The following is a 15,955-nucleotide window of genomic DNA, read 5'->3' on the forward strand; positions in this document are numbered from 1 at the left end:
TTTATTCAAAATCATTAAAATTTTAAGAGAAACAATGGGGGTACTTTTGTTCGGCTCTATTTTTAGGTATAATGGATACTGATTGAAAAGAGGGATGTTACATGGCACAAAAACGGAAAAGTGCAAAAAAGAAAAAAACTAAAAAGCAACTACAACAGCAGGAGCATCTTAATTTCATTTTTCTCGGTATCTTTTTTATCTTCTTTGGATTATTTGGATTATTAAAATTAGGATTCCTTGGCACATTGATTGCCAACGGTTTGCGTGTGGTCATAGGAAATACTTTTTCAATAGCAGCTATTTTACTCATGCTTTATGGGCTGTCATTAGTAATCTTTGGGAAAGAATTTCCAATTAAAAAAAGTCGCCCAATCATTGGTGGGTTGATCATTTACTTAGGGGTTTTACTATTTTTACATGCTTACATGTTCCGCAATGTAGGAACTCAGTCACCTGATATTATTGGAACTACTTGGGATTTTCTTCGAATTGACTTAAAGAGAAGTACCGTGGCTGAAAATGTTGGCGGTGGAATGATCGGTGCGCTCTTGTATAGTGGGACATTTTTCTTAGTTGCTCAATTTGGTAGTTATTTAATTGCGGGATTACTTGTATTGTTTGGGGCATTTTTAATCAGTATGCTCGATTTTCAGCAAGTGATGAACGGCCTACAGATTGTCAGAGAAAAACTTAGTGGCATAACAGCTAAAAGTAGTGAAAGACAAGCAGAAAAAGAAGCCAAACGAGCAGAAAAACGTGCAGCTAAACAAGTAAAAATGGAACAAATGGCGCAAGAACGTTTAAAAAATGATGTACGAGAATTAACACCAGGTGAAAAATTAGCGCATGAAGCTCGGGAACAAGAAGAAAAAGATTTACAAGAACCGGAGCAATTAACACTCGTTCCAATCGATAGCTTCCAAAGTCAGGCACAAGAACCACTAACTCAGCCTAAAACAACGACTACTCCTGAACTAGAAGAAAGTGGCGAGTTAGATTTTGAGATTTCAGAAGAAGCCGAAGATCGTGACTATGAACTGCCACCTTCAACCTTATTAGATTCGATCCCAGCCGCCGATCAAAGCGGAGAGTATCAAAAAATCGAAAAAAATATTGGCGTATTAGAACAAACTTTCAAAAGCTTCGGCGTAGATGCAAAAGTTGTCAAAGCCAGTCTGGGACCAGCTGTAACGAAGTTTGAGATTCAACCAGCTGTAGGAGTTAAAGTCAGTAAAGTAGTTAGTTTGACGGATGATATTGCCTTAGCGCTCGCGGCAAAAGATGTCAGGATGGAAGCGCCGATCCCAGGGAAATCATTGATCGGGATCGAAGTGCCCAATAGCACAGTTAGCACAGTATCATTTAGAGATATCATCGAAGCGGCTCCCAGCCATCCAGATAAATTACTAGAAGTACCACTTGGCCGCGATATTTCTGGTATGGTGCAGTCCGCAGATTTGGCAAAAATGCCTCACTTGCTGATTGCAGGATCGACCGGAAGTGGGAAATCAGTTGCGATCAATGGGATCATCTCCAGTATTTTAATGAGAGCAAAACCTCATGAAGTGAAACTGATGATGATCGATCCAAAAATGGTAGAATTAAATGTCTACAATGGGATTCCCCACTTACTTACACCTGTTGTGACAAATCCAAGAAAAGCAGCTCAGGCTTTACAAAAAGTTGTACAGGAAATGGAATTCAGGTATGAAAAATTCGCCGCTTCAGGTGTCCGAAATATTTCTGGGTATAATGAATTAGTTATTCAAAAAAACCTTGAAGATGGCGAAAATCGTCCGATTTTACCATTCATTGTTGTAATCGTTGACGAGTTAGCCGATTTGATGATGGTAGCGAGTAATGAAGTGGAAGACGCAATCATCCGTTTAGCCCAAATGGCACGTGCGGCTGGGATCCACATGATTTTGGCAACACAAAGACCAAGTGTCGATGTCATCACAGGAATCATCAAAGCAAATGTTCCGTCAAGGATGGCATTTGCCGTTTCAAGTGGAACCGATTCTAGAACAATCATCGACAGTAATGGAGCGGAAAAACTATTAGGCCGAGGGGACATGTTGTTCCTACCAATGGGTGAGAACAAACCGATTCGTGTTCAAGGAGCGTTTATTTCAGATCATGAAGTTGAACGTGTTGTGGCATTTGTGACCGAACAGCAAGAGGCTGATTACCAAGAGAGCATGATGCCGACAGAAGAAGATACAATGAGTAACGGGTCAAGTGATACACCACAAGATGATCTGTATGAAGAGGCGAAAGCATTGGTGGTAGAAATGCAAACAGCCAGTATTTCATTATTGCAAAGAAGATTTAGAATTGGTTACAACAGAGCAGCTCGTATAGTAGATGAATTAGAAGAGCATGGTGTGATTGGACCATCAGAAGGCAGCAAACCAAGGAAAGTCTTTCTTGAACCGATGCCAGAAGATGCACCAATCGATCATGGATCAGAGTAAGAATGTTGAAAAAGTGGGGTGAGCAGAAAAGCTGACTCCATTTTTTATTTATTAAAGACGAAACAATGGATGCTATATGTACACAGTTTCTCTAAAGAGGTTTGCCATAAATGTAAACTTTGGTATAATGTACAAAATACTATAGAACAGATGGATGAATTGCCAATTAAAGTATAAATGCGATTAGAATTAAGGAATTCGCAATACAAGACGAATAAACTAAAATAAAACGATACACTAATAAATTATATAAGGATGGAGAATATGAGAAGAAAAAGCGTATTATATCTAGACGTGGCAGAACAAATCAAATCAGATATCATGAATGGTACATATCCTGTGGGTTCCTTGTTACCAACAGAAGCAGAGCTTGAACGACTATTTGATGTAAGTAAAATAACAGTCCGTCGAGCGATTGAATTATTATCTTCAGAAGAATTAGTTGAAAAGAAAAGTGGTAAAGGAACAACTGTTTTGAGTAATCGTCCTTATAATAAATTGTCAAAAGCGGGCACATTTACAGAATATTTAAATGACTCTGGACAACAAGTAGCTAAGAAAATTCTGAAATTAGAGAAAGTAACTTTAGAGATTGATTCTCCAATCTATGCTTGTCTTGGAGCAGAAGCGATCAAGGTCGCTCGTCTTTACACGTTAGATGATCGTCCTTATATCTTTTTTAATTATTATCTCCCAACGATTATGGCTGATGTGCCAGTAGAAGATTTTGAACAGGAGTCCTTATATCGTTTGATGGATCAACATGGCATCGAAATCATCAAGTTTGAGGATAGTTTTCAAACAGTAGAATTGACTAGTGAACAGCAAGAAACTCTAGCAACTTCCGAAAAAAATGGACTAAAAAGAATTCGTAAATCAGTTGGTCTTTCTGGTGAAATCGTTGAGTTCTCAGAAGCAATTTATAATACAGCTCTTTATCCGTATGTTATTGAATATGAAGCTTAAAGAAATAACAGATTACTTACAAAAGTGTAAGCAATCTGTTATTTTTTTCTATGGTGTGTTCGTTGTAATTGGATTAGACTAAAACAGTAGAGAAAAGGAGCGATGATGATGTTACAAGTAGAAAATTTAACGAAAACATATGGAACTGAAATCAAATATGAAGCACTAAAAGGATTGGATTTAACGGTAAATGACAGTGAATTTATCGGGATTATGGGTCCTTCTGGAAGTGGAAAGAGTACTTTTTTGAATCTTTTAGCAACAATCGATCAGCCGACATCAGGACAGATTTTAATGAATGGCAAAGACCCTAATCAACTAAATCAAGAAGAAATTGCGAAATTCAGACGAAGAGAGCTAGGCTTTATTTTTCAAAGTTTCAATTTGATGCCAACGTTGACTGTAGAAGAGAATATTATTTTACCATTAACCTTGGATGGGGAAAAAATTTCAGTGATGAAACGACAGCTCAATCTTTTAGCGGATCGCTTAGGAATTGCACAGTTGCTGAAAAAACGCATTGCAGAAATTTCAGGAGGCCAAGCTCAACGTGTGGCTGTCGCTCGTGCAATGATCCATCAACCCCAACTATTATTGGCAGATGAACCAACTGGAAATCTAGATACAAAATCATCAAAAGATGTCATGCAATTATTACAACAATTAAATGAAGAAGAAAAAGCTACGATTTTAATGGTAACCCATGATCCTTTAGCTGCCAGTTATTGCAAGCGAATCGTATTTATCAAAGACGGTGAATTGATCGATGAGATCCACCACAATGGAAATCAAAAGATGTTTTACGATGAAATCATGGTGAAACTATCTGAGATTGAAGGTGTTGATAATGAGTTTTAGTCAATTTGTCATTCGAAATACTTTAAGAAATAAACATTTATACATGGCATATTTTTTAAGCACACTTTTTTCAGTGATGGTCTTCTTCACCTTTACCGTGTTTGCGTTTCACCCGTCATTAGCTGATGGCTTGAATGATAAGGCGCAAATCGGTATGTTAGCAGCTGCAATCATTATTTATGGCTTTGCCTTTTTCTTTGTCCTATACTCCATGGATGTCTTCATCCAGTCTAGAAAAAAAGAATTTGGTCTATTGATGATCCAGGGAATGAGCCCGAAGCAACTAAAAAAAATGGTTTTTATTGAGAATTTAGTTATTGGTTTTTTTGCTACGATCATTGGTAGCTTGGCTGGAGTTGGCTTTTCACAGGTGATTTTATGGTTGAGTAATAAATTGATGCATGTCAGTTTCGGTTTCTATTTTCCAACACAAGCACTAGGGTTAACGATTATTTCTTTTACAGCCTTATTTTTAGCTATTTCGTTTTTCATTCAGTTTCGTTTACCAAAGTTAAGTTTACAGGAATTGTTAAAAGCAGGTGACTTGGGTAAAGGCACGATCCAAAGCTCGCGTGTTAAAACGATGTTAGCGATCGTTTTGATCGGTGCAGGTTATGCAATTGCTCTATTAGTTAAAGGCATGTTAGTTCCCTTTGTCATGATCCCTGTGATTTTTCTAGTAGTTGCAGGTACGCGTTTTTTATTCAATCAATTAAGTGTTTCAGTTATTGAGCGTTTAAAAAAGAAACAAGCTATTTTTTGGAAAAAAACGAATATGGTGGTTTTTTCAGATTTAGCTTTCCGTATGAAAGACAATGCCCGCTCTTTTTTCTTAGTATCGATTATTTCAACGGTGGCATTTGCTGCGATCGGAACGCTATATGGGTTTCAAAATATGATCTTAGATGGAATGAAGCAAGTGCCATATGAGTTTCAACTCACTGGAACAGCTGAGGAAACAGCTGGGATAAAACAGACCTTTACCCAATTGTTAGCGGATAAAGGGATACAAGTGGATGAGGGAGAAGCAACGATTTATACAAATGCTGAGCAAATTGATGTGATCAAAGAATCTGACTATAATCATCTTGCAAAATTAGCGAACAAACCAACGATTCAAACCCAAGGGAACGCTGTTCAATTGCGACTAGCGAATGAAATCGGCATACAAGAAGTAACAATAAATGAAGTGAAACTGCCAGACGAGGTAACGTTACCTGTCACTAAAACAGAAAAATCGGCGGTCGTCTCAGCCTATGCCACAACGGTCATCGTACCAGATGAGACCAAGCTACAAAGCTTGGAAAATACGATAACGACTGTTTGGCAGCCTAAAAATGCTAGTTACGATGAACTGGTTTCTGTGGGTAAGTTCCAAGAGAAAAATCCACTTTTGATGGCCAAAAGTTATTCGCAACAAACGATTACAAATGAATATGCACCAATTTTATTTGTGGGAATCTTTATCGGAATTGTCTTCTTTGTTTCTGCCGGCAGCTTCTTATATTTCAGATTATATAGTGATATGGACGCCGACGTTGAGAAATTCAAGATGATTTACAAAATGGGGTTAGCGAAAAAAGAATTGAAGAAAATGATTTATCAGCAAGTGGGAATCCTGTTCTTTACACCGATTATTGTCTCGGTGATTCACGGAGCTGTGGCTTTGACTGCGATGTATCATATGTTTAATCAAGGGATGCAAATAGCTGGTTGGCAAGTATTAGGGATGTTTATCGTGATTCAAATCATCTACTATCTAATTGCTCGTGTCTTTTATTTCAAAAAAGTTTATCGATTGGTTCAAGCTTAGAAAAAAGAAAACCTCTGCAAACGAGTGAAGCGTTTGTAGAGGTTCTTTTCAATAAGTAGTAGTTTCAAAACTATAGAAACAAAGTGCTGCATAACCTAGAGAACATATGGACAAATCGTGGACAATAAGTTATAGTATGAAGCGAATGTTTAGAAGAAATGAGGAAGAGAACTAGTGGAAAAAGCATCCATTTATGGTTTAACAAAAGAAGAACTGATCGCATGGTTCATCGAACATGACGAAAGAAAGTTCCGGGCCACTCAAGTATGGGAATGGCTATATATCAAACGTGTCATGGCATTTAATGAAATGACAAATTTGTCAAAAGAGGTTATTGATTTATTAGAAGAAAACTTTATTATCAATCCATTGCGCCAAGTAATTATTCAAGAAGCGAAAGATGGTACTGTGAAATATCTTTTTGAGTTACCCGACAAAAATATGATCGAGACAGTTTTAATGCGTCAAGAATATGGGATGTCTGTATGTGTGACGACTCAAGTTGGGTGTAATATTGGCTGTACCTTCTGTGCCAGTGGCTTGCTAAAAAAACAACGTGATCTGACAGCAGGAGAAATCGTCGCCCAAATCATGTTAGTTCAACATTATTTTGACGAACGTGGACAAGGTGAGCGAGTTAGCCATATTGTTGTAATGGGGATCGGTGAACCGTTTGATAACTATGATAACTTAATGAATTTCCTACATACGATCAATGATCCAAAAGGCTTAGCAATTGGCGCTCGTCATATTACAGTTTCAACAAGTGGATTAGTACCAAAAATCAAAGAATTTGCGAATAATGGCTTGCAAGTCAACTTAGCAATTTCTTTACATGCGCCAAATAATGATGTTCGTACATCGATCATGCGCATCAACCGTAGTTTTCCTATCGAAAAATTGATGGATGCAGTCGATGAGTATTTGGAAAAAACAAATCGTCGAATTACGTTTGAGTATATCATGTTGAGTAATGTGAATGACCGTCCAGAACATGCCCAACAATTGGCTGATTTATTGAAGGATAAGAAGAAGTTAACCTTTGTTAACTTGATTCCATATAACCCAGTTAGTGAACATGACCAATATAGCCGTAGTGAAAAGGCAGATGTATTGAAATTCTATGATATTTTAAAGAAAAATGGTGTCAACTGTGTGATTCGAAAAGAATATGGCACAGATATCGATGCTGCCTGCGGACAATTGAGAAGTAAACAAATAAAAAAAGCTAAACGATAGAAAAAGGCCGAGACAAAACTGATTTTTAGTTTTGTCTCGGCCTTTTTTTTCTATTCGTCATTTGAAATAGTAAATCCATAATCAATAATGTGTTCTTTTAAATAACGTAAGTATTCGTTACCCATTGGTGACAGAGACATCTGAGCCGGATGGATCCAGCCGATTTCCATTGTTTCATCCACTTCTAGAGGTAAAGCAACGATATTCTCATCATTCAATTCACGGCTTAAAACACCTGAGCTAATCGTGTAGCCATCCAGCCCGATCAAGAAATTGAATAATGTTGCTCGATCGCTTACACGAATACTTTTTTTATGATAAAGAGTACTCAAAATCTCTTCAGAAAAGTGAAAAGAATTAAACTGTCCTTGTTCAAACGAAAGATAGGGGAAGTTCTCCAAATCATTTAGAGTGACTGATTTTTTCCCGACCAAAGGATTCTTTTTGCTTACAAAAACATGAGGATGGGCAGTAAACAATGAATGAAATGTTAGCTGTTTTTCCTTTAATAGTTTACGAATCACATTTTCGTTGAAGGAATTTAAATAGAGAATACCTAATTCGCTTTGAAAAGTGCTGACATCTTCAATTATATTATTCGTTTGCGTTTCACGAAAAGTAAATTCATATTCATTCTTTTCATAAGATTTGATTAGTTGAACAAACGCATGAACCGCAAAAGCATAGTGTTGAGCAGAGACGGAAAACAATCTTCGACGTGTTTCTTGTCCCTTATATTTCCCCTCCATTAATTCCACTTGTTCTAAAATCTGTCGAGCATACGATAAAAATTCAGTTCCTTCAATTGTTAAAACCATTCCTTTTTGTGTACGCCGAAAAATTTGAATGCCCATTTCCTGTTCGAGTTCCTTAACAGCACTTGAAAGACTTGGTTGGGTAATAAAAAGATGCTTTGCAGCTTCATTTACTGAACCTAATTCAACGATTTTAACGATATAATCCAATTGTTTGATCCGCATGATATCAGACCTCCTTAATATAAAAGCGGTATGGACTGGTTTGGCTCGGTGGAGAGTAATGCCCGCCTTTTAGTAGCATTAGAGTTCAACTTGAATCACTTGTACTCCTTGTTTTTCGATTGCTCGAATCACTTCAGGAGAAGCAAAAGTATCTGTAATTAAATAGTTGATATCTTTAATTTTACCACTAGTAAAATTAGAAGAAAAACCAATCTTACGATAATCGGCAACAACAATGACTAACCCATTTGTTCGCTCAATAATCAAAGAATTGATTTTAGACTCGTGTAAGACAGGCGTGGTAATACCATTTTCAATACTCAGTCCAGAACAGCCGATAATTGAAATATCAGAAGACATTTTTGAAAATGAGTCGATTGCAATATCACCAACTAAAGCTTCTTTTGGAAATCGAATTTCACCACCAGATAAAATAACGGTAGAATTTGGATTGTGGTCTAAATTAGCTACTTTTACATTGTTCGTCACGATCGTTACACGTTTATTCTCTAAGTTTTTTAAAGAAGATAAAGCAGTTGAGCCGGTATTGATAAATAAAGTATTGCCATCTTTAACAAACTCAGCCGCTTTTTTAGCAATCGCATTTTTTAAAATTTCAATTTCCTCATTGTAATCCTCGGTCCCGGTTTTTTGAACAATTTTGGCTTTACCATGAGTTCGTTGAACTAAGCCCATCTTTTCTAACGCCGTCAAATCACGACGAATGGTTATTTCTGAAACAGCAAGCTCAAGGCTGATTTCTTTCACTAATAGACTTGTTTCTGTGGTCAATAGTGCGAGTAGTTTGTCTCGACGCTCTTTGATCATTTGATGCGAGCTTTTCATATGTGCTCCTCCTTTTTAACTCAATTGAGCTATTGCAAGTGTTTTTCCTATCTCTTTGGCTTCTTTCAATAAACGATGCCCAGTTGATTGATTGTTTAGTTTAAGTAAACATTGACCTTTTAGATATAAAAGATAGGTCAATTCACGATTATTTAGTCGATTCTGATCAACTAAATCTAATTCACTTAAGCATTTTTTAGTTCTATTTTGATGGAAATACTTGATTCCAGTAATTTCATGCCATGAAAATAATCCGCGAATTTGCTTTTTTTTACTATTTTTTAACTTGAATAGACGATCTAGGCAAAAAGTCAAATTTTCTTCCTCTTCTAAAAAAAAATAGCAGTACATTTGCGTATGATAATAAATGAAGAGGTAATCCAAAGTAGAATGGAAAAATTTTTGATTGTTCTGTAGATGGTCCAAACATGTAACGTACTTTCCAGCATCTAATAAAAGTAAACTGTCAAAAATAATAATAGACTGTTTGAAGCCATTAAACAAATCTTTTTCCTTCAATTTTTCTTTTAGGGTTATTGCTTCAGGCAAATTACACTTAACGGTCAAAGCGTAAATCATTTTTTCATAGATCGTTTTTAAATATTCAAAAAGTATCACAATACCTAATGCTACAACTCCGACAACACCAAAAAACACTTTAGCACCAAGTGCTTGGGAACTGACAACAAGAGAACTAATATAAATCGCAAATAATAAATAAACAAACCATAAGAGTGCCTTTTTTCCAAAGTAAATCCCTTTCCAAACTGAATGTTTCATGTTTATCACCTCTTTATCACTATATCATACAAATGATTGAATGAACATAAAAATAAGGTTTTTATAATTTGGTGACGATAATTTTGTTTATTCGCTCTTAAAAATGATTAAACGATCATAAAAATGGATTGAAAACGGTTTAAAATATTGTAGAATGAAAAGTGTAAATAGATTGAGAAAAGGTGGAGAGATGATATGGAGACGATTCATGATGTAACGAAAGAAAGTTGGATTTTAAGTACTTTTCCTGAATGGGGAACGTATTTAAATGAAGAAATCGAACAGGAAGTAGTAAAAGCTGGGACAGTTTCACTGTGGTGGTTAGGTTGTACAGGAATTTGGCTGAAGTCTCATGAGGGAACGAATATCCTATGTGACTTGTGGTGCGGCACAGGAAAACAAAGTCATGGTAATGGCAAGATGAAAAAAGGACATCAAATGATGCGTATGAGCGGTTGTGAGAATATGCAGCCGAATTTACGAACTCAGCCGTTTGTTATTGATCCATTTGCCATAAAAGATGTGGATGCTTTGGTTGTAACACATATCCATTCAGATCACTTAGATATCAACACAGCGGCAGCTGTTCATCAGAATTGTCCAAATGCGCGTTTTATTGGGCCAAAAGAAGTCGTTGCTACGTGGTTGAGGTGGGGGATTCCGGAAGCTAAGACGATGGTTGTAAAACCGGGTGACCACGTCTCAATCAAGGATGTGGATATTGTTGCTTTGGAGGCTTTTGACCGAACTGCACTAGTGACTTGTGAAGACCCAGAAGTAACATTACGAGGGAAAGTACCGCAAGATATGGATGAGATTGCGGTGAATTATTTATTTGAAACAAGTGGCGGTAATATCTATCATGCAGGAGATTCCCATTATTCTAATATGTTTGCAAAACATGGAAATGAACACAAAATTGATGTTTGTTTAGGTGCTTATGGTGAAAATCCTCGCGGGATTACTGATAAAGTGACCTCAGTTGATATGTTAAGAATGGCAGAATCATTGAATGCCCAAGTTGTGATTCCAGTTCACTACGATATTTGGGCAAACTTTATGGCAGATCCTAAAGAAATTACAGAAATTTGGAAGTTTAAAAAGGATCGCTTGAATTATCAGTTTAAGCCATTTATTTGGCAAGTTGGCGGGAAGTTTACATATCCGAATGATAAAGATCAGCTTGAATTTAATTTTTACAGAGGTTTTGATGATGTCTTTACAAAAGATAATGACACACCGTTTCCATCATTTTTATAAGAAAGGAGTAAGTGCATGCTAAAGTATTTTTATGATAATGAATTGATTCGATTTTGTGAAGAAACGCCTTCTGATTGGAAGGCTGCCATCGCTCTTAGCTGCCAGACATTACTGGAAAAGAAGATCATCACACAGCAATATATAGATGAGATCATAGAATGTGTGCAAAAATATGGACCATATATCGTGATCGTTCCAGGTGTGGCGATGCCGCATTCGTCAGAGGAGAGTCAGGGAGTTTTAGGTACAGCTATTTCATTTACAAAAATGAAGCAAGATGTAGTGTTTGAAGAAGGTAATGTTGAAAAAAATGCCCGTTTATTTTTCACATTAGCTGCTAAAAATAGTGAAGAGCACGTCGAAAATATTTCAAAACTATCAGAAATGTTGATGACTGAAGGCGTGATCGAGGCATTGATGACAGTAGAAACGATGGCAGACTATCAAAGAGTGATGACTACTTTTGATCTATAGAAAGAAGGGGAGTAAATGACGCAAATATTAGATTTTTTAATGGGGGTTTGGGATTATTTTGCTGCAAATATTTTAACACAACCAGCATTTTTGATTGGGTTTATTGTACTTTTAGGATATGTTTTATTAAAAAAACCATTATATGAAAGTATCGCCGGTTTTTTAAAGGCAACTGTTGGATATCTGATTTTAACTGTGGGATCAGGAGGATTGGTGAATAATTTTCGTCCGATTTTAGTTGGCTTAAAAGAACGATTTGATCTAGATGCGATGGTCATCGATCCTTATTTTGGCCAAAATGCTGTAACCGCAGGTATCGAAGAAACGTTTGGACGAACGTTCAGTGATACGATGATTTTACTGTTGATTGCGTTTGTCATGAATATTTTATTAGTTCGTTTTAAAAAATATACGAAGTTACGAGCAGTTTTTACAACTGGAAATGTTCAAATACAGCAAGCCGCAACAGCCTTTTGGATTTTGTTATTCTGTTTTCCTGACTTAGGACAAATTCAAATTCTATTGATCATGGGACTTATTTTAGGCTGTTATTGGGCTGTGGGCTCTAATTTGACCGTTGATATTACACAAGATTTAACGGAGGGAGCAGGTTTTGCGATTGCACATCAACAGATGTTTGGCGTATTCATTTTTGCGAAGTTAGCTGAAAAAATGAAAAAGGATAAAAACAATCGGAAACTTGAGGATGTAAAACTTCCAGGATTCCTATCTATTTTCAATGAAAATATGGTGGCAACCTCAATCCTAATGCTATTCTTTTTTGGAATTATATTAGTTGTATTAGGACCAGCATATTTGATTGAGGCAGGTTTTATGGTAGAAGGACAAAGTTTCTTTTTCTATATTTTACAGACTGCATTATATTTTGCTGTCTATCTAGCCATTTTACAATTAGGTGTTCGAACATTCGTTTCAGAATTGACAGAATCATTCCAAGGAATTTCCAATACATTGTTGCCAGGGGCAGTTCCTGGGATCGATGTCGCTGCGACATTTGGATTTGGTTCACCAAACGCAGTAACGATTGGTTTCTTATTTGGGGCGCTAGGACAATTTATAACGATTGGCCTATTGATTTTATTTAAATCGCCAGTAATTGTTATTGCAGGTTTTATTCCACTATTTTTTGATAATGCAGTAATTGCAGTTTACGCAAATAACCGAGGTGGATTTAAAGCTGCATGTATTTTCCCATTTATTTCAGGGGTGATCCAAGTTCTAGGGTCCGCTTTGATAGCAGCTTTCATTGGTTTATCTCAATATGGCGGTTATATCGGAATGTTTGACTGGGCAACTGTTTGGCCAATCATGACTGTATTAATGAAATATTTAGGTTATTTTGGTGTAGGTTTAGTCGTTATTTTACTACTAGCAATCCCGCAATTGCAATATCGGGCAAATCCTGAAGGCTATTTCTTGATTACGGAAGACTATGATGCATATGTTAAAAAAATGGCAGCTAAAGGAGCTTGATTATAGAATAGTCTCTAAAAAAGCCCAGCCGATCCTGCTTCACTTTTACATTTACTTAGCTTTAAGAGCTAGCCTTTCAGGAAAAAGTAAAAAACAGTAGAAAGAATATACTGTTTTTCTTTCTATTTTTGTCAAGGCTAAAAACGAGTTCTTTGGGCTTTAAAACTTTAGGAGGAAATTAAAATGAGAGTATTAGTATCTTGTGCAAATGGTTCAGGAACAAGTTTAATGATGAAAAAAAGTGTAGAAAAGGCATTGAAAGAACTTGGTTTTACTATTACCAATATCCATCACTGTGCGATTTCGGAAGGGAAAAGCACAGCTGGACAATACGATGTAGTTTTTTGTCCAATGAATTTTCTCAATATGTTTGATGATGCAAAGAAAAAAGGAATTACAGTTGTAGGTGTGAAGAATGTTATGTCGGCAAAAGAGATCAGTGAGCGGGTACAAGAAACAGAATTAGCCGCAAAATTTAAATAATTCTGCTTATAGGATTCAGACTAGATAGCTAGTTCGTCCTCAATCAATTGGTAAAGGAGAGAAATAAATGAGTAGACCTAATTTACAAGTAGCATTAGATCATTCAGATTTACCTAGTGCAATCAAAGATGTCGCAGCAGTCGGTGAGATTGTAGATATCGTAGAAGTTGGTACGATTTTATGTTTACAAGCTGGAGCGCAAGCTATACGCTGTATTCGTGCATTATATCCAGATAAAAAAGTAGTTGCAGATACTAAATGTGCAGATGCTGGGGGGACTGTTGCAAAAAATTGTCGAGAAGCAGGAGCAGATTGGATGACTGTTATCTGCTGTGCCACGATTCCAACCATGAAAGCTGCAGCGAAAGAAGTTGAAGAAGTTCAAGTTGAATTATATGGGGATTGGACATATGATCAGGCCCAAAGATGGTTAGAGGCTGGGATTTCTCAGGCGATTTACCATCAAAGTCGAGATGCGCTTTTGGCAGGAGAAACTTGGGGTGAAGCCGATCTGACAAAAGTAAAAAAATTGATTGAGCTGGGATTCCGTGTTTCTGTTACCGGTGGGTTGGATGTTGAATCGTTAAAATTATTTGCAGGTCTTGACATCTATACATTCATTACAGGTCGAGGTATTACGGCTGCTGTAGACCCTAAAAAAGCAGCACAGGATTTTCAAGATGAAATTAAACGTATTTGGGGGTGAGACTGGTGACCACAATAGGAATTTACGAAAAAGCACTCCCAAAAAATAGTAGTTGGAAAGAACGCTTATTGCTTGCCAAGCAATTAGGCTTTGATTTTATTGAACTGTCAATCGATGAAACAGACGAACGTCTAAAAAGGTTAGATTGGTCAAACGATGAGCGTAAAGAAGTAAGAGAAGCAATTCATGAAACCGGTATAAAAATATTATCGATCTGTTTAAGTGGGCATCGGCGCTATCCTTTCGGCTCTAAGGAACAGGTGAAAAGAACAAAAGCGCTAGAGCTGATGGAAAAAGCAATCAATTTGACATCGGATCTAGGGGTACGTACAATTCAATTAGCTGGCTATGATGTTTATTATGAATCAAAAACAGCGCATTCAAGGGAGTATTTTATTAGAAATTTAAAGAAAGCGGTAGCGATGGCAGCAGCAAAAGAAGTCGTTTTATCGGTAGAAATCATGGATGATCCTTTTATGAGTTCAATTTCTAAATTTTTAAACATCAAAAAACAGATTCCTTCACCATACTTGCAAGTGTATCCAGATATTGGAAACTTATCAGCATGGCCAGAAAATGATGTTGGCTATGAATTAGAAAAAGGGATTGATCAGATTACAGCTATTCATTTAAAAGATACTTTAGCAGTAACAGAAGACTTCAGCGGGAAATTTAAAGAAGTTCCTTTCGGTACGGGATGTGTTGATTTTTTAGGGTGTTTCAAGACATTGAAACGTTTGGATTACAGTGGTCCTTTTTTGATCGAAATGTGGAGCGAAAATAGTAAGACACCGGAGAATGAAATTGAAAAAGCAAAAGAGTTTCTATTTCCTTATTTAAAGGAGGCGGGCTTTAGTGTTAAATAAACGATTGCTACAAGAGATGAAAGAACGAGTATTTACCGCAAACTTAGCATTACCAGATTCTGGATTAGTGAAACTTACTTGGGGAAACGTTAGTGAGATCGATCGAGATGCTGGAGTCATTGTCATCAAACCCAGTGGAATCCCTTATAGCAAGATGAAAATTTGTGATATGGTGGTGACAAATTTAAATGGTGACTTGTTGGAGGCAGGATTAAAACCATCTTCTGATTTAGCAACTCACATTGAATTATATAAAGCATTTAAAGAAATTAATTCAGTTGTACACACGCATTCAAAACATGCTGTAATGTGGGCGCAGTCTGGTCGAGAAATCCCAGCGTATGGTACGACTCATGCTGATACTTTTTATGGTGGGATTCCTTGTACGCGGCAGTTGACATCAGAAGAAGTAACCTCTGCATATGAATTAGAAACAGGCAAAGTGATCATAGAAACGTTCAAAGAAAAAAGTATTGACCCTTTGGCTGTGCCAGGAGTATTGGTGTATGGACATGGACCATTTACATGGGGGGAGACACCTCAAAAAGCAGTAGAAAACAGTGTGGTTTTGGATGAAGTAGCTGAGATGGCTTGTATGACAGAAATGGTAAATAAGACTGTTCAACCAATCCCACAGTATCTTTTAGATAAACATTATTTTAGAAAACATGGTATAAGCGCTTATTATGGACAAGTATAAAAAATAGTAAAGA

At 36.7% G+C, this 15,955-nt stretch carries 15 protein-coding genes; 12 read left to right on the forward strand and 3 right to left on the reverse strand.

From position 1 onward, the window contains the following. The first annotated feature begins 101 nt into the window (after positions 1–101). From IGJ50_RS11335 to rlmN, 5 genes are all read left to right on the forward strand, one after another. The gene (locus tag IGJ50_RS11335; protein ID WP_429950453.1) at positions 102–2,477 is read left to right on the forward strand and encodes a DNA translocase FtsK; all 2,376 of its coding nucleotides are present in this window, start codon (positions 102–104) and stop codon (positions 2,475–2,477) included. Positions 2,478–2,741: 264 nt separating this feature from the next. Then, positions 2,742–3,443, forward strand: coding sequence for a GntR family transcriptional regulator (locus tag IGJ50_RS11340; RefSeq protein WP_207121114.1), 702 nt, complete (start codon positions 2,742–2,744; stop codon positions 3,441–3,443). Positions 3,444–3,551: 108 nt separating this feature from the next. After that, positions 3,552–4,301 carry an ABC transporter ATP-binding protein gene (locus IGJ50_RS11345; protein WP_429950459.1) on the forward strand — a complete coding sequence of 250 codons (750 nt, stop codon included), beginning with the start codon at positions 3,552–3,554 and terminating at the stop codon, positions 4,299–4,301. Further along, the gene (locus IGJ50_RS11350) at positions 4,291–6,114 is read left to right on the forward strand and encodes an FtsX-like permease family protein (RefSeq protein ID WP_429950461.1); all 1,824 of its coding nucleotides are present in this window, start codon (positions 4,291–4,293) and stop codon (positions 6,112–6,114) included. The genes IGJ50_RS11345 and IGJ50_RS11350 overlap by 11 nt, the downstream gene beginning before the upstream one ends. 174 nt (positions 6,115–6,288) lie before the next feature. Continuing rightward, complete coding sequence (rlmN, locus tag IGJ50_RS11355; protein WP_069640587.1) at positions 6,289–7,353, forward strand: 23S rRNA (adenine(2503)-C(2))-methyltransferase RlmN; 1,065 nt, start codon at positions 6,289–6,291, stop codon at positions 7,351–7,353. A gap of 50 nt (positions 7,354–7,403) precedes the next feature. Here rlmN and IGJ50_RS11360 read toward each other — a convergent pair whose 3' ends face one another. The 3 genes from IGJ50_RS11360 to IGJ50_RS11370 form a co-directional block, all read right to left on the reverse strand. Beyond that, positions 7,404–8,333: a LysR family transcriptional regulator gene (locus tag IGJ50_RS11360; RefSeq protein ID WP_069640588.1), complete on the reverse strand. Its 930-nt coding sequence runs from the start codon at positions 8,331–8,333 to the stop codon at positions 7,404–7,406. A 78-nt stretch (positions 8,334–8,411) separates the two neighbouring features. Beyond that, the gene (locus IGJ50_RS11365) at positions 8,412–9,179 is read right to left on the reverse strand and encodes a DeoR/GlpR family DNA-binding transcription regulator (RefSeq protein ID WP_069640589.1); all 768 of its coding nucleotides are present in this window, start codon (positions 9,177–9,179) and stop codon (positions 8,412–8,414) included. Between the two features lie 15 nt (positions 9,180–9,194). Then, positions 9,195–9,959, reverse strand: a complete 765-nt coding sequence (locus IGJ50_RS11370; RefSeq protein WP_429950464.1) for a hypothetical protein — start codon at positions 9,957–9,959, stop codon at positions 9,195–9,197. Positions 9,960–10,154: 195 nt separating this feature from the next. On the opposite strand from IGJ50_RS11370, the gene ulaG reads away from it, so the two are divergent. The 7 genes from ulaG (at position 10,155) to IGJ50_RS11405 (ending at position 15,942) form a co-directional block, all read left to right on the forward strand. After that, entirely contained in the window at positions 10,155–11,219 is a 1,065-nt protein-coding gene (ulaG, locus tag IGJ50_RS11375) for an L-ascorbate 6-phosphate lactonase (RefSeq protein WP_429950466.1), read from the forward strand. Between the two features lie 15 nt (positions 11,220–11,234). Beyond that, the gene (locus IGJ50_RS11380; RefSeq protein WP_207121118.1) at positions 11,235–11,693 is read left to right on the forward strand and encodes a PTS sugar transporter subunit IIA; all 459 of its coding nucleotides are present in this window, start codon (positions 11,235–11,237) and stop codon (positions 11,691–11,693) included. Between the two features lie 15 nt (positions 11,694–11,708). Next, complete coding sequence (locus tag IGJ50_RS11385) at positions 11,709–13,187, forward strand: PTS ascorbate transporter subunit IIC (RefSeq protein ID WP_429950467.1); 1,479 nt, start codon at positions 11,709–11,711, stop codon at positions 13,185–13,187. A 183-nt stretch (positions 13,188–13,370) separates the two neighbouring features. Beyond that, positions 13,371–13,670 carry a PTS sugar transporter subunit IIB gene (locus tag IGJ50_RS11390; RefSeq protein WP_207121119.1) on the forward strand — a complete coding sequence of 100 codons (300 nt, stop codon included), beginning with the start codon at positions 13,371–13,373 and terminating at the stop codon, positions 13,668–13,670. A gap of 67 nt (positions 13,671–13,737) precedes the next feature. Next, positions 13,738–14,376 carry a 3-keto-L-gulonate-6-phosphate decarboxylase UlaD gene (locus IGJ50_RS11395; protein ID WP_069640595.1) on the forward strand — a complete coding sequence of 213 codons (639 nt, stop codon included), beginning with the start codon at positions 13,738–13,740 and terminating at the stop codon, positions 14,374–14,376. A gap of 5 nt (positions 14,377–14,381) precedes the next feature. Further along, a complete protein-coding gene (locus IGJ50_RS11400) occupies positions 14,382–15,242 on the forward strand; it encodes an L-ribulose-5-phosphate 3-epimerase (protein ID WP_429950469.1) in 861 nt (286 codons plus the stop codon). After that, positions 15,232–15,942, forward strand: a complete 711-nt coding sequence (locus IGJ50_RS11405) for an L-ribulose-5-phosphate 4-epimerase (RefSeq protein ID WP_100630376.1) — start codon at positions 15,232–15,234, stop codon at positions 15,940–15,942. Before IGJ50_RS11400 ends, IGJ50_RS11405 begins: the two co-directional genes overlap by 11 nt. Positions 15,943–15,955 lie beyond the last annotated feature (13 nt).

The sequence above is a fragment of the Enterococcus sp. AZ101 genome (assembly GCF_050499005.1).
Taxonomy (GTDB): Bacteria; Bacillota; Bacilli; order Lactobacillales; family Enterococcaceae; genus Enterococcus_L; species Enterococcus_L ureilyticus.

Excerpts from the sequence above, each read along its gene's own strand:
- IGJ50_RS11335 (WP_429950453.1), top strand. The coding sequence starts at position 102 with ATGGCACAAAAACGGAAAAGTGCAAAAAAGAAAAAAACTAAAAAGCAA.
- IGJ50_RS11340 (WP_207121114.1), top strand. The coding sequence starts at position 2,742 with ATGAGAAGAAAAAGCGTATTATATCTAGACGTGGCAGAACAAATCAAA.
- IGJ50_RS11345 (WP_429950459.1), top strand. The coding sequence starts at position 3,552 with ATGTTACAAGTAGAAAATTTAACGAAAACATATGGAACTGAAATCAAA.
- IGJ50_RS11350 (WP_429950461.1), top strand. The coding sequence starts at position 4,291 with ATGAGTTTTAGTCAATTTGTCATTCGAAATACTTTAAGAAATAAACAT.
- IGJ50_RS11360 (WP_069640588.1), bottom strand. The coding sequence starts at position 8,333 with ATGCGGATCAAACAATTGGATTATATCGTTAAAATCGTTGAATTAGGT.
- IGJ50_RS11365 (WP_069640589.1), bottom strand. The coding sequence starts at position 9,179 with ATGAAAAGCTCGCATCAAATGATCAAAGAGCGTCGAGACAAACTACTC.
- IGJ50_RS11370 (WP_429950464.1), bottom strand. The coding sequence starts at position 9,959 with ATGAAACATTCAGTTTGGAAAGGGATTTACTTTGGAAAAAAGGCACTC.
- ulaG (WP_429950466.1), top strand. The coding sequence starts at position 10,155 with ATGGAGACGATTCATGATGTAACGAAAGAAAGTTGGATTTTAAGTACT.
- IGJ50_RS11380 (WP_207121118.1), top strand. The coding sequence starts at position 11,235 with ATGCTAAAGTATTTTTATGATAATGAATTGATTCGATTTTGTGAAGAA.
- IGJ50_RS11385 (WP_429950467.1), top strand. The coding sequence starts at position 11,709 with ATGACGCAAATATTAGATTTTTTAATGGGGGTTTGGGATTATTTTGCT.
- IGJ50_RS11390 (WP_207121119.1), top strand. The coding sequence starts at position 13,371 with ATGAGAGTATTAGTATCTTGTGCAAATGGTTCAGGAACAAGTTTAATG.
- IGJ50_RS11395 (WP_069640595.1), top strand. The coding sequence starts at position 13,738 with ATGAGTAGACCTAATTTACAAGTAGCATTAGATCATTCAGATTTACCT.